16 protein-coding genes are annotated in these 11,736 nt (G+C 65.7%); 4 read left to right on the top strand and 12 right to left on the bottom strand.

What is annotated here, in order from left to right:
- Positions 1-50 precede the first annotated feature (50 nt).
- The 12 genes from rplO to RBR29_RS07320 all read right to left on the bottom strand — a co-directional run bounded on the left by rplO (position 51) and on the right by RBR29_RS07320 (position 6,273).
- Positions 51-491 carry a 50S ribosomal protein L15 gene (rplO, locus tag RBR29_RS07375; protein ID WP_320348320.1) on the bottom strand — a complete coding sequence of 147 codons (441 nt, stop codon included), beginning with the start codon at positions 489-491 and terminating at the stop codon, positions 51-53.
- A gap of 10 nt (positions 492-501) precedes the next feature.
- Positions 502-687 (bottom strand): 50S ribosomal protein L30, encoded by a 186-nt coding sequence (gene rpmD, locus RBR29_RS07370; protein WP_320348318.1) that lies wholly within the window; start codon positions 685-687, stop codon positions 502-504.
- Positions 688-690: 3 nt separating this feature from the next.
- Entirely contained in the window at positions 691-1,212 is a 522-nt protein-coding gene (gene rpsE / locus RBR29_RS07365) for a 30S ribosomal protein S5 (protein ID WP_320348317.1), read from the bottom strand.
- A gap of 9 nt (positions 1,213-1,221) precedes the next feature.
- Positions 1,222-1,587, bottom strand: coding sequence for a 50S ribosomal protein L18 (gene rplR, locus RBR29_RS07360; protein ID WP_320348316.1), 366 nt, complete (start codon positions 1,585-1,587; stop codon positions 1,222-1,224).
- Positions 1,588-1,608: 21 nt separating this feature from the next.
- Positions 1,609-2,142, bottom strand: coding sequence for a 50S ribosomal protein L6 (rplF, locus tag RBR29_RS07355; protein ID WP_320348315.1), 534 nt, complete (start codon positions 2,140-2,142; stop codon positions 1,609-1,611).
- Between the two features lie 15 nt (positions 2,143-2,157).
- Positions 2,158-2,553 (bottom strand): 30S ribosomal protein S8, encoded by a 396-nt coding sequence (gene rpsH, locus RBR29_RS07350; protein ID WP_320348314.1) that lies wholly within the window; start codon positions 2,551-2,553, stop codon positions 2,158-2,160.
- Positions 2,554-2,564: 11 nt separating this feature from the next.
- Positions 2,565-2,870, bottom strand: a complete 306-nt coding sequence (rpsN, locus tag RBR29_RS07345; protein WP_320348313.1) for a 30S ribosomal protein S14 — start codon at positions 2,868-2,870, stop codon at positions 2,565-2,567.
- Between the two features lie 9 nt (positions 2,871-2,879).
- Positions 2,880-3,419 (bottom strand): 50S ribosomal protein L5, encoded by a 540-nt coding sequence (gene rplE / locus RBR29_RS07340; protein WP_320348312.1) that lies wholly within the window; start codon positions 3,417-3,419, stop codon positions 2,880-2,882.
- A gap of 14 nt (positions 3,420-3,433) precedes the next feature.
- Entirely contained in the window at positions 3,434-3,754 is a 321-nt protein-coding gene (rplX, locus tag RBR29_RS07335; RefSeq protein ID WP_320348310.1) for a 50S ribosomal protein L24, read from the bottom strand.
- Between the two features lie 10 nt (positions 3,755-3,764).
- Entirely contained in the window at positions 3,765-4,133 is a 369-nt protein-coding gene (gene rplN, locus RBR29_RS07330) for a 50S ribosomal protein L14 (protein ID WP_243478899.1), read from the bottom strand.
- Positions 4,134-4,414: 281 nt separating this feature from the next.
- Entirely contained in the window at positions 4,415-5,335 is a 921-nt protein-coding gene (locus RBR29_RS07325) for an EAL domain-containing protein (protein ID WP_320348309.1), read from the bottom strand.
- Positions 5,254-6,273 (bottom strand): LapD/MoxY N-terminal periplasmic domain-containing protein, encoded by a 1,020-nt coding sequence (locus tag RBR29_RS07320; RefSeq protein ID WP_320348308.1) that lies wholly within the window; start codon positions 6,271-6,273, stop codon positions 5,254-5,256. Before RBR29_RS07320 ends, RBR29_RS07325 begins: the two co-directional genes overlap by 82 nt.
- Positions 6,274-6,445: 172 nt before the next feature.
- On the opposite strand from RBR29_RS07320, the gene RBR29_RS07315 reads away from it, so the two are divergent.
- The 4 genes from RBR29_RS07315 to RBR29_RS07300 all read left to right on the top strand — a co-directional run.
- Complete coding sequence (locus RBR29_RS07315) at positions 6,446-7,126, top strand: TetR/AcrR family transcriptional regulator (RefSeq protein WP_320348307.1); 681 nt, start codon at positions 6,446-6,448, stop codon at positions 7,124-7,126.
- A complete protein-coding gene (locus tag RBR29_RS07310) occupies positions 7,123-9,465 on the top strand; it encodes an acyl-CoA dehydrogenase (protein WP_320348306.1) in 2,343 nt (780 codons plus the stop codon). Before RBR29_RS07315 ends, RBR29_RS07310 begins: the two co-directional genes overlap by 4 nt.
- Positions 9,465-10,754 carry an acetyl-CoA C-acetyltransferase gene (locus tag RBR29_RS07305; protein WP_320348305.1) on the top strand — a complete coding sequence of 430 codons (1,290 nt, stop codon included), beginning with the start codon at positions 9,465-9,467 and terminating at the stop codon, positions 10,752-10,754. The genes RBR29_RS07310 and RBR29_RS07305 overlap by 1 nt, the downstream gene beginning before the upstream one ends.
- 1 nt (position 10,755) lies before the next feature.
- Positions 10,756-11,736 (top strand): enoyl-CoA hydratase-related protein (locus tag RBR29_RS07300; protein WP_320348304.1); only part of this gene is annotated, 981 nt, incomplete at its 3' end.

Here is an 11,736-nt window from a genome sequence, read left to right as displayed (position 1 = left end):
CCGTATCCTGCACTGGGCTTATGTGCCTGAGCTTTGGCCACGGCCACCCCTTACGCCAGCGAACCGCCGGCAGCTTCGATCGCGGCGCGCGCGCCGGCCGTCGCATTGATGCCGCGCAAGGTGACCTTGCGAGACAGTTCCCCGGTCTTGATGACCTTGACGGTGCGAACCAGTTCGCCCACCAGGCCAGCGGCCTTGAGCACCTGCAGATCGATTTCATCGACCGGCAGCGCCTGGAGGTCCGACAGGCGGATCTCGGCGAACAGGTGACGGCCCAACGGCGTGAAGCCGCGCTTGGGCAGGCGGCGCTGCAGCGGCATCTGGCCGCCTTCGAAACCGACCTTGTGGAAACCGCCCGCACGGGACTTCTGGCCCTTGTGGCCACGGCCGGCGGTCTTGCCCAGGCCGGAGCCGATGCCGCGACCCACGCGGCGGCGGGGGCGCTTGGCGCCTTCGGCGGGGGCGAGCGTGTTCAGTTGAGTGACAGACATCTGAATTCCTTTAGGCTTCCGAGACGGTGACCAGGTAATCCACCTTGCGGATCATCCCACGCACCTCGGGCGTATCGACCAGGATGCGGCTGCTGTTCACCTTGCCCAGGCCCAGGCCGCGCACGGTGGCGCGGTGGGACTTGTGCGTGCCGATGACAGAGCGCACGAGCGTGACTTTGATTTGCTTCTGTGCCATGTCTTACCCCAGGATCTCTTCGACCGTCTTGCCGCGCTTGGCCGCGATTTCCGCAGGCGTGACGCAGGCGCTCAGGCCATTGAGGGTTGCACGGACCATGTTGTACGGGTTGCTCGAACCGAGGCTCTTGGCCACGACGTTGCGCACACCCATCACTTCGAAGATGGCGCGCATCGGACCGCCGGCGATCACGCCGGTCCCCTCGGCGGCGGGCGAGATCAGCACCGTCGAGGCGCCGTGCTTGCCGACCACGGAATGGTGCAGCGTCCCGTTCTTCAAGGCCACCTTGAGCAGGCCGCGACGGGCCTGTTCCATGGCTTTCTGGACGGCGACGGGCACTTCGCGGGCCTTGCCCTTGCCCATGCCGATACGGCCATCGCCATCACCAACCACGGTCAGCGCAGCGAAGCTCATCGTGCGGCCGCCCTTGACGACCTTGCTGACGCGGTTGACCGCGATCATCTTTTCGCGCATGCCGTCATCGCGTTCCTGATCGACGGCGTGCTTGCCTTGTGCTTTAGCCATGTGATTCCCTTAGAACTTCAAGCCGGCTTCGCGCGCGGCTTCGGCCAGCGCCTTGACGCGGCCATGGTAACGGAAGCCCGAACGGTCGAAAGCGACGAGCTCGATGCCGGCAGCCTTGGCTTTTTCGGCCACGCGCTTGCCGACCAGGCTCGCGGCGGCGGCATTGCCCCCATTGGCCTTCTGGCTGGTGAGTTCCTTGCGGACCTCGGGCTCGAGCGTCGAGGCGCTGACGAGCACGCGGTCGCCTTCCGGAGAAATGATGTTGGCGTAGATGTGCAGATTCGTGCGATGCACCGCCAGGCGATGCACGCGCAGTTCGTGAATCTTGCGGCGGGTAGCCGCAGCACGACGCAAACGGGAAGTTTTCTTGTCCATGATTCGTCCTTGCCTGCGTGCTTATTTCTTTTTGGTTTCTTTCAGGATCACACGCTCGTCCGCATAGCGCACGCCCTTGCCCTTGTAGGGTTCGGGGCGGCGGTAGGCGCGGATTTCAGCGGCGACCTGGCCGACGACCTGCTTGTCAGAGCCCTTGACCACGACTTCGGTCTGCGAAGGGCATTCGATCTTGATCCCATCGGGGATGTCATACAGGATGTCGTGCGAAAAACCCAGCTGCAGTTTCAGGGCCTTGCCCTGGACCTGGGCGCGAAAGCCCACGCCGACCAGGGTCAGGCGACGTTCGAAGCCCGTGCTGACACCCGTGACCATGTTGTTCACCAATGCGCGCATGGTGCCCGACATGGCATTGGCCTGGCGGGTTTCATCGGCAGCAGCAAACGTGAGCTGGCCATCTTCCTGGGCGATCCGGACGTTGCCATCCAGAGACTGGGTCAGGGTGCCCAACGGGCCCTTGACGACGATCTGCCCGGCGCTGATGGTGGTTTCGACGCCCTTGGGCAGCGCGACGGGGTATTTGGCGATGCGTGACATGGTTGAAAAGCCTCCTTATGCCACGTAGCAGAGCACTTCGCCACCCACGCCGCTGGCGCGGGCCTTGCGGTCCGTCATGACGCCACGCGGGGTCGAGACGATCGCCACGCCCAGGCCGTTCATGACCTGGGGAATGGTGGCGCTGCTCTTGTAGATGCGCAGGCCGGGACGCGAGACGCGGTCGATGCGCTCGATCACCGGACGGCCGGCATAGTATTTCAGGGTGATTTCCAGTTCCGGCTTGGCCTGTTCGCCAGCGATGCGGAAATCCTCGATGTAGCCTTCGTCCTTCAGCACGGCGGCAATGGCCGCCTTCAGCTTGGAGGAGGGCATGGAAACCGACGTCTTGTTGACCATTTGCGCGTTGCGCACGCGGGTCAGCATATCGGCGATGGGATCGCTCATGCTCATGTGTGATTCTCCTACCAGCTGGCCTTGGTCACGCCCGGCACTTCGCCGCGCATGGCCATTTCACGCAGTTTGTGGCGCGTCAGCCCGAATTTGCTGAACACGCCGCGAGGACGGCCCGTCACCACGCAGCGGTTGCGCTGGCGGGTGGGGTTGGCGTTACGCGGCAGCTGTTGCAGCGCCAGGCGGGCCTGATAGCGTTCTTCGTCGGATTTCGACTGGTCGGCGATGATGGCCTTCAGTGCGGCGCGCTTGGCGGCGAATTTTTCGGCCAGCTTGGCGCGTTTGATATCGCGATTGATGAGGGAAAGTTTTGCCACGTCAGCCCCTTAGTTGCGGAAGGGGAAGCTGAATGCGCTCAGCAGCGCCTTGGCTTCCTCGTCGGTCTTTGCGGTGGTGGTGATGCTGATGTTCATCCCGCGCACGGCATCGATCTTGTCGTATTCGATTTCCGGGAAGATGATCTGTTCTTTCACACCGATGTTGTAGTTGCCCCGGCCATCAAAGGCACGGCCCGACACGCCGCGGAAGTCGCGCACGCGCGGCAGAGCGACCGCGATCAGGCGGTCCAGGAATTCGTACATGCGCTGCCCGCGCAGGGTGACCATGCAGCCGATCGGGTAGTCCTCGCGGATCTTGAAGCCAGCGATGGCCTTGCGGGTCTTGGTGATCACGGGCTTCTGGCCGGCGATCTTGGTCATGTCGCCCACGGCATTTTCGATGACCTTTTTGTCGGCAACGGCCTCGGACACCCCCATGTTCAGGGTGATCTTGGTGATGCGGGGGACCTGCATCACCGATTTGTAGCCGAATTTCGCCTGCAGGTCGGCCACGACCTTGGAGCGATAGAAATCTTGTAAACGAGCCATTTTGTGCACGCCCCTTATGCCTTCGCGCCAACGACAGCGCCGTTGGAGCGGAAAATGCGAACCTTGGCGCCATCCACGACCTTGACGCCGACGCGGTCGCCCTTGCCGGTTTCGGGGTTGAAGATTGCCACGTTCGAGATGTGGATGGGCATCGTTTTATCGACGATGCCGCCGGGCGCGCCCGTCATGGGATTGCCCTTGGCGTGTTTTTTCACGACGTTGATGCCTTCGACCAGCACGTGGTCGGCGCCCACCCGGGCCACCACGGTGCCGCGACGGCTGCGATCGCGGCCAGACAGCACGATGACTTCGTCGCCTTTGCGAATGTTTTGCATGATCTGCTCCTTACAGCACTTCGGGCGCCAGGGACACGATCTTCATGAATTTCTCGGTCCGCAGTTCGCGCGTGACCGGTCCGAAGATACGCGTGCCGATGGGCTCGAGCTTGGCGTTGAGCAACACGGCCGCATTGCCGCCGAAGCGGATCAGCGAGCCGTCCTTGCGGCGGACGCCCTTGGCGGTACGCACCACCACGGCGTTGTAGATTTCGCCCTTTTTGACGCGGCCGCGGGGGGCTGCTTCCTTGACGGACACCTTGATGATGTCGCCAATAGCGGCATAACGGCGCTTGGAGCCGCCCAGCACCTTGATGCACATCACTGAACGCGCACCCGTGTTGTCGGCCACGTCCAGCGTGGTCTGCATTTGGATCATGATTTTTCCTGTTCCAACTTAACAACGAAGCCCAGGGCACATACCCCAGGCCACGCAGCCAGTTTTGGTCCCGTCAGGCTTGCTTGGCGCCGCTTGGATCTGCTTGACCAAGTAAGCCCTGGGTTGAAATTCGAGAATTCCCACTGCCCTGGCGCAATTCACGCACCAAAAAAGCATACGGCAATGCCGCACCCTTCAGGGCAAGACAGCCATTATAGGGTGCCGGCCGGGACATGGCAAGTCTTTTTGTGCAAATCCGGCAACCACCCGCCTGCCCGCGTCTAGTTCACGCGCGGCAGCGCCCCGTATTCGATCACCATGCGGCGCGTGCCTGCGTCGTCCGCATCGTCCACGTAAACGCGCACCCCCATGCCGATCGCCGTTTCGGTGATGGCCACCATCATCTGCACCCCGCCCGGACTAGCCAGCAGTTCGCGCACGAAATTCCCGCCCAGCTTTACGTAGTCGAAATCGACCATGTGGATCTGGCGCAAGGCATCGGGCTGCTGGTCCAGGCCGCGCAACCCGACGTGCATGCCTGTTTCGATGATGCCCTGGGCAAACGCCCGGAAGGCATCCAGGTGGCGGCTCAGGCCATAGGCATCCAGTTCCACCACCAGGCGCTGCAACAGCGCGGGATCGGCATTGCCGCAGATCAGGCGGATTTCTTCCAGGTACTGCGCATCCAGGATCGATGCGATCGACATGCGGATGACCAGAATGCCCTGGTGTTCGCCCAGCCAGTTCAGCGCCAGGCACAGCGCACGCATGTCGCAGGCCGAGGACAGGCCCAGCCGCGCCGCCGCCGGCATGAACAGAAAGCCCGACATGCGCGGCTGATCCGGATCGTCTTCCTGGAGCGCCAGCGCGGCCTCGTGGCGGTCGGGGATGTCGTCGCCTTCGTACTGGACGCGGCGCACGTCCAGCGACAGGCGATCGTGATCCAGCGCCTGGGAAATCAGGGTGCGCCAGGATGCTTCGCCCATCAACAGTTCGCCGTCCTCGTGGTCGGCGTGGGACAGGAATTCGACTTCCTCGTGGCCGGCGCTCTCGGCGCACATCAGGGCCTGGTCCAGGCGCGTCAGGACTTCCTTGGTCGAGCACTGCACGGTGTAGTCCGTCAGGGCATAGGCCCAGCGCGACAGATTGTGGCTGTCGAGCTTGACCCGGAGCGTTTCGAGCAGTTCTCGCAGTTTCTGCACCGGGCGCATGACCTCGGGGCCAGTCTCGCGGGCAAGGCATGCGCCTGCGGCATTCCGTTCAGCAGTTCGATGACGCGCCGCCCCAGCAGCCGCAGCCAGTCGTCGAGTTCCTGGCGTTCCGTCTGGTTCTGCAGGCGCGCCATGTCCCGGCTGCGCACCAGCAGCACGTAACCGCTGACCGCGCCCTGACGGGAATCATCGCGCAGCACGCGCTTGAGTTCGTTGAGAAAATAACTGCGGTTGGCCAGGCCGGTGACCGGGTCGCGGTTGAGTTCGACTTCCAGCCGCTCGATGCGCGCCATCTGTTCGTCCATCGTGGGCGCGATGCGTTCACGGACATCGTCCATGAGTTCGGCGTCCTCGGCCGGTTCGGTGCGCTTGATCTTGATTTCGGGCGCATCGGCCACGGCAGCCACGGCCAGTTCGCGGCGCACACGGCTGAGCAACGCGACGACGAACAGCGCCCAGAAGGCGGCCAGCCCCAGGGCGAGCCACGCCCACTGCACCACATGCGTCCAGAGCACATCGCGCGCGGGCCCCGGATCCAGCGTCAATCGCAATGAACCGACTCCGGCCACCTGGCGAGAGGCCGTGCGAGGCTGGATGTCGGCCACAGAAGCAAACCATGCAGGAGCATCCCCGGCGGAACGCCCCAGGCTGCGGGACTGGAACGCCACGCCCGCCGCATCATCCGACGTCAGCGCCAGGTCGGCGAAACGCCCCTGCTGGAAAGCCGCATCCAGCACCCGCGCGCGGGCGGCCGCGTCAGATTGGGCACTGACCAGCAGGGCCAGGGTGGCGGCTGTGTTTTCGCTGTCGGCCTGCAACTGCGCGTCAAGCCGACGTTCCATCAGACTGGTGCCCATCGCCAGCATGCCCACAAGGATGCAGGTGATGACCAGAGATGAAATCACCAGCAGCTGTCGCACGGAAGCCATCGCTCACCTTTCAGACCATGGAAACGAATCTTTGAAAGTGTATCCTGGACGCCGCATTTCCCCAAGAAACACACATCGGCGCACTGCTGCCTGCCCTGAGGCATAGGGGTAACACGGATACCCAATCCGGGCAGACTGTGTATAGTTTTAAAACAAACGTTTGAATTAATTCATGGCCACTTCCCGCTCGATCCTCACCCGCGATGCCATCCTCAATGCCGCCGAACGCCTGTTCGCCGAGCAGGGGCATGACAACACGTCCATGCGCCAGATCACCCAGGCGGCGCAGGTCAACCTGTCTGCCGTCAATTATCACTTCGGCTCGAAAGACGCGCTGATCGAGGCCGTGTTCCAGCGGCGCCTGGACGCGCTCAACGATGAACGCCTGCGCATCCTGGATGCGCTCGAATCCAAGGCCGGCGGCCAGCCGCTCAAACCTTCGGCCATCGTCGAGGCCTATTTCGGCCCGCTGGTGCGTCATGCCTGCAGCGCCGGCGCCGAACGGCGCGCCTTCATGCCGCTGCAGTCCAACACCATGTCCGACCCGAACGGCGCCATCAGCGCCCTGTTCGCCGCCGAACGCTCCGTGGTCGCGCACCGTTTCACCCGCGCTCTGCTGGCCTCGCTGCCAGGCGTGCCGGAAGCCGAGATCGTCTGGCGCTTTCATTTCATGCTGGGCGCGACGGCCTACGCCATCATGGGGGCCGAAAGTTCCAGCCGGGCCATGAACCTGTCCGGCGACACGCACAATATCGATGCCCAGGCCCTGCTTGGGCGCCTGATGGCCTTCCTGCTGGGCGGCCTGCGCGCCCCGCTGCCGACCGGCGCGCCACTACCAGGAGTGCCGGCATGACATTCCTGCTGATCCTGCTGATCCTGCTGCTGGCCGCTGCCTTCGTGCTGAGCCAGCACGATCTGCGCATCCGGCACCTCAGCCGTCCGCTGTACCAGACCTTCCGCCGCATCCTGCCGCGCATGTCGGACACCGAACGCGAGGCCCTGGAAGCCGGTACCGTCTGGTGGGAAGGCGCGCTCTTCCGTGGCCAGCCCAGCGCCCGCGCCCTGCACGCCATCCCGGCCCCGCGCCTGACCGAAGCCGAACAATCCTTCCTGGACAACGAAGTCGAGACCGTCTGCGCGCTGGTGAACGACTGGCAGGTCACCCGCCAGGACCTGGACATCCCGGCCGAAGCCTGGGAATACATCAAGACGCACCGCTTCTTCGGCATGATCATCCCGCAGGAATACGGCGGGCTGGGCTTTTCGGCGCTGGCGCATTCCGCCGTGGTCACCAAGCTGTCCACCCGCTGCTCCGCGCTGTCGGTCACTGTCATGGTGCCCAATTCGCTGGGTCCGGCCGAACTGCTGCTGCACTATGGCACCGACGAACAGAAAAACCATTATCTGCCGCGCCTGGCCAGTGGCGAGGAAATCCCGGCCTTTGCCCTGACCAGCCCCTGGGCCGGGTCGGACGCCGCCGCCATCCCCGACCATGGCATCGTGTGCAAGGGCGAATGGCAAGGACGCGAAGTCCTGGGCATGCGCGTCACCTGGGACAAGCGCTACATCACCCTGGGCCCGGTCTGCACGCTCCTGGGGCTGGCGTTCCGGCTGTACGACCCCGACGGCCTGCTGGGCGACACGCCCGACCTGGGCATCACCTGCGCCCTGGTGCCGTCCGACCATCCCGGCGTAGAAACCGGCCGCCGCCATTATCCGCTGGACGCCATGTTCATGAATGGCCCCACGCGCGGTCAGGACGTGTTCATGCCGCTGGATTTCATCATCGGCGGACCGGCCATGGCCGGCCAGGGCTGGCGCATGCTGATGGAATGCCTGGCAGCGGGACGTTCGATCTCGCTGCCCTCGTCCTACACCGGCATGGCCAAGCTGACCGCGCGAGCCGTCGGCGCCTATACCGTGGTGCGCGACCAGTTCCGCACCCGGATCCACAAATTCGAGGGCATCGCCGAAGCCCTGGCCCGCATCGGCGGCCACACCTACCTGATGGACGCCGCCCGCACCATGACGGCCGGCGCCGTGGACCTGGGCGAAAAACCCGCCGTGGTCTCGGCCATCGTCAAATACCACGTCACCGAACGCGGCCGCATCGTGGTCAACGATGGCATGGACATCATCGGCGGCAAGGGCATCTGCCTGGGCCCGCAGAATTTCCTGGGCCGCGCCTACCAGCAGATCCCCGTGGGCATCACGGTCGAAGGCGCCAATATCCTGACCCGCAGCCTGATCATCTTCGGCCAGGGCGCGATCCGCTGCCATCCCCATGTACTCGACGAAATGCACGCCGCCCAGGCCGCCGACCCCGAACAGGGCCTGCGAGACTTCGACCGCGCCTTCTGGGGCCACGTGCGCCATACGACCCGCAACGCGCTGCGCGCCATCGGCCATGGCTGCACGAACGCGCTGCTGGCCCGCCCCGACACGGCCGTCGCACCTGAAATGGCCCGCTACTACCGGCAGCTGACACGCTTTTCAGCCGCCTTTGCCACGCTGGCCGACGTGTCCATGCTGACCCTGGGCGGCACCCTGAAGCGGCGCGAGTCGATTTCCGCCCGCCTGGGCGACATCCTGTCGCAGCTCTACCTGATTTCCGCCACCCTGAAACGCTACCAGGACGAAGGCCGCCAGGCCGCCGACGCGCCATTGGCGCACTGGGCGATCCAGGACGCATTCTGCCGCGCTCAGGACGCCTTCGCCGGCGTGCTGGCCAATTTCCCCAACCGGCCCCTGGCCTGGATCCTGCGCGCGCTGCTGTTTCCCTGGGGCCGGCCATTTGCCGCGCCGTCCGACGCGCTCTCGATGGCCGTGGCCGATGCCATCAGCCAACCCGGCGGCGCACGCGACCGTCTGACACAGGGCACCTATATTCCTCGGGACCCGGCCGAACCCATCGGCGCCCTTGAAGCCGCCTGCGCCGCCGTGCTGGATACGCAGGCCATCGAGGCCCGCATGCGCGAATTCGAAAAAGCCGGACGTGTGCCGGCCACCGACCCGCGCGCCAATGTGCGCGACATGGCCGAAGCCGTCCATGCCGCCGGCGGCATCACCGACGATGAACTGGACCGCATCCGCGCGCGCAACGCGCTGCGCGACCGTGTGATCGCCGTCGATGATTTCGCCCCGGACTTCCAGGGTCCGTCGCAAACCGAATCCGAAGGAGCCCGATCCTGATGGCCTTCGAACCCGTCTACATCCTCGATGGGGCGCGCAGCCCCTTCCTCAAGGCCCGCAACGCGCCCGGCCCGTTTTCCGCGTCCGATCTGGCTGTGCAGACAGGCCGCGAACTGCTGCTGCGCCAGCCCTTCGCCCCCACCGATCTGGACGAAGTCGTGATCGGCTGCGCGGCCCCCTCGGCCGACGAGACCAACATCGGCCGGGTGATCGCGCTGCGCCTGGGCTGCGGCAACCACGTGCCCGGCTGGACCGTGATGCGCAATTGCGCCTCCGGTATGCAGGCACTGGATTCCGCAGCCATGGGCCTGCAGACCGGCCGCTACGATCTGGTCCTGGCCGGCGGCGTGGACGCACTGTCGCGCGCGCCACTGCTGTTCCCCGATGAAATGGTCCACTGGCTGGCCCAATGGAATCAGGCCCGTACCCTGGGGCAACGCCTGCCGCTGCTGCGGCGCTTCCGCCCCGCGTACTGCAAGCCGGTCATCGGCCTGCTGAAAGGCCTGAGCGATCCGGTGATCGGCCTGTCCATGGGCCAGACTGCCGAAAACCTCGTCCATCGCTTCGGCCTGACGCGCGCCCAGCTCGACGCCTATTCAGCGCAAAGCCACGCACGCGCCCTGGCCGCCCGCGCCCGGGACGCCTTCAAGGAAATCGTGCCTCTGATCGACGCCAAGGGCGCACTGTACGCCGAAGACGACGGCGTGCGCGCCGATTCGACGCCCGAAAAACTCGCCCGGCTCAAGCCGGTCTTCGACAAGCCCTACGGCAACATCACGGCAGGCAACAGTTCCCAGGTCACCGACGGGGCGGCACTGCTGCTGCTGGCTTCGGAACGCGCCGTGCGTGCACGCGGCCTGCGTCCGATCGCCCGCATCGTCGATGCCCAGTGGTCCGCCCTGGACCCCGCCGTCATGGGCCTGGGCCCCGTACATGCGGCCTCGGCCATCCTGGCGCGCCATGCCCTGGGCCTGAACGATCTGGACTTGTGGGAAATCAATGAAGCCTTTGCCGCGCAGGTGCTAGGCTGTCTCGCTGCCTGGCGCGACGACGCATGGTGCCAGGAACACCTGGGGCGCGGCGCATTGGGGGACCTGGACATGGACCGGTTGAACGTGGACGGCGGCGCCATCGCGCAAGGCCATCCGGTGGGGGCCTCGGGCGCGCGCATCGTGTTGCACCTGGTCCGCGCCCTGCAGGCCCGCGGGCTGCGCCGGGGCATGGCCGCCATCTGCATCGGCGGCGGCCAGGGCGGCGCCATGCTGGTCGAACTCTGCAAAGAGGGCTGACATGCACCTGGAATCCACAGACCTGCGCCATTTCCGCTGCACGACGGCCCCGGAAGGCATCACCTGGCTGACCATCGACTGCGCCGGCAGCTCCCTCAACCGGCTGTCGCGCGATGTGCTGGAAGAACTGGGCCGCGTCCTGGACCATTTCCAGTCCGCCCCGCCCAAGGCACTGGTGATCCATTCGGGCAAGGCCGCCGGGTTCATCGCAGGCGCCGACATCGACGAATTCTCCCGTCTGAACGACGCGACCACGGCGCGCGCCTTCATCGAGCTCGGCTGGACGGTCTTCAACCGCCTGGCAGCGGTGCCATGGCCGACCCTGGCCCTGATCCAGGGGCATTGCATGGGCGGAGGCCTGGAACTGGCCCTGGCGTGCCGCTACCGGATCGTCGTGGACCAGCCCGACACGCGCCTGTCGCTGCCCGAAGTCATGCTGGGCATCTTTCCCGGCTGGGGCGGCATGCTGCGCCTGCCCCGGCGCGTGGGCGCCCCGCTGGCCCTGGACATGATGCTGACCGGCCGTGCGCTGGACGCGCGCCGCGCCGCGTCGTCCGGCCTGGCGGACCTGTGCGTGCCGCCCCGCCTGGCGGAGCAGTCCGCCGCACGCCACGTCCTGTCGGGCCGGCCGGTGAACGGGCCGCAAGGCAGGGACGCCTGGCTGAGCCATCCGATCCTGCGGCCGCTGCTGCTGCGCCAGGCCCGCAAGACATTGGAAAAGCGCGACCCTCAGGGGCACTATCCGGCCCCGCGCGCCATCCTGGAAATCTGGGCGCACCATGGCGGCAACGCGCTGACCGCGCCCAGCCTGATCGACTCCATCGTCCGATCCGACACGGCCCGCAACCTGCTGCGCGTGTTCCGCATGCAGGAACGCCTCAAGTCCTTCGGCAAGGCCGGGGATCACGCACCCGTGCGGCACGTCCATGTGGTGGGCGCGGGCGTGATGGGCGGCGACATCGCGGCCTGGTGCGCGCTCAAG

The organism is Castellaniella sp. (genome assembly GCF_034007085.1).
Lineage (GTDB): Bacteria > Pseudomonadota > Gammaproteobacteria > Burkholderiales > Burkholderiaceae_B > Castellaniella.
This window is presented reverse-complemented; position numbering and strand designations above follow the sequence as displayed.

What these genes read in the sequence shown, in the direction of transcription:
- rpsE (WP_320348317.1), bottom strand. Translation starts at nt 1,212, where the DNA reads ATGGCTAAAGCACAAGGCAAGCACGCCGTCGATCAGGAACGCGATGAC.
- rplF (WP_320348315.1), bottom strand. Translation starts at nt 2,142, where the DNA reads ATGTCACGCATCGCCAAATACCCCGTCGCGCTGCCCAAGGGCGTCGAA.
- rplN (WP_243478899.1), bottom strand. Translation starts at nt 4,133, where the DNA reads ATGATCCAAATGCAGACCACGCTGGACGTGGCCGACAACACGGGTGCG.
- rplO (WP_320348320.1), bottom strand. Translation starts at nt 491, where the DNA reads ATGTCTGTCACTCAACTGAACACGCTCGCCCCCGCCGAAGGCGCCAAG.
- rplX (WP_320348310.1), bottom strand. Translation starts at nt 3,754, where the DNA reads ATGCAAAACATTCGCAAAGGCGACGAAGTCATCGTGCTGTCTGGCCGC.
- RBR29_RS07320 (WP_320348308.1), bottom strand. Translation starts at nt 6,273, where the DNA reads ATGGCTTCCGTGCGACAGCTGCTGGTGATTTCATCTCTGGTCATCACC.
- RBR29_RS07305 (WP_320348305.1), top strand. Translation starts at nt 9,465, where the DNA reads ATGGCCTTCGAACCCGTCTACATCCTCGATGGGGCGCGCAGCCCCTTC.
- rplE (WP_320348312.1), bottom strand. Translation starts at nt 3,419, where the DNA reads ATGGCTCGTTTACAAGATTTCTATCGCTCCAAGGTCGTGGCCGACCTG.
- RBR29_RS07315 (WP_320348307.1), top strand. Translation starts at nt 6,446, where the DNA reads ATGGCCACTTCCCGCTCGATCCTCACCCGCGATGCCATCCTCAATGCC.
- rplR (WP_320348316.1), bottom strand. Translation starts at nt 1,587, where the DNA reads ATGGACAAGAAAACTTCCCGTTTGCGTCGTGCTGCGGCTACCCGCCGC.
- rpmD (WP_320348318.1), bottom strand. Translation starts at nt 687, where the DNA reads ATGGCACAGAAGCAAATCAAAGTCACGCTCGTGCGCTCTGTCATCGGC.
- RBR29_RS07310 (WP_320348306.1), top strand. Translation starts at nt 7,123, where the DNA reads ATGACATTCCTGCTGATCCTGCTGATCCTGCTGCTGGCCGCTGCCTTC.
- rpsH (WP_320348314.1), bottom strand. Translation starts at nt 2,553, where the DNA reads ATGAGCATGAGCGATCCCATCGCCGATATGCTGACCCGCGTGCGCAAC.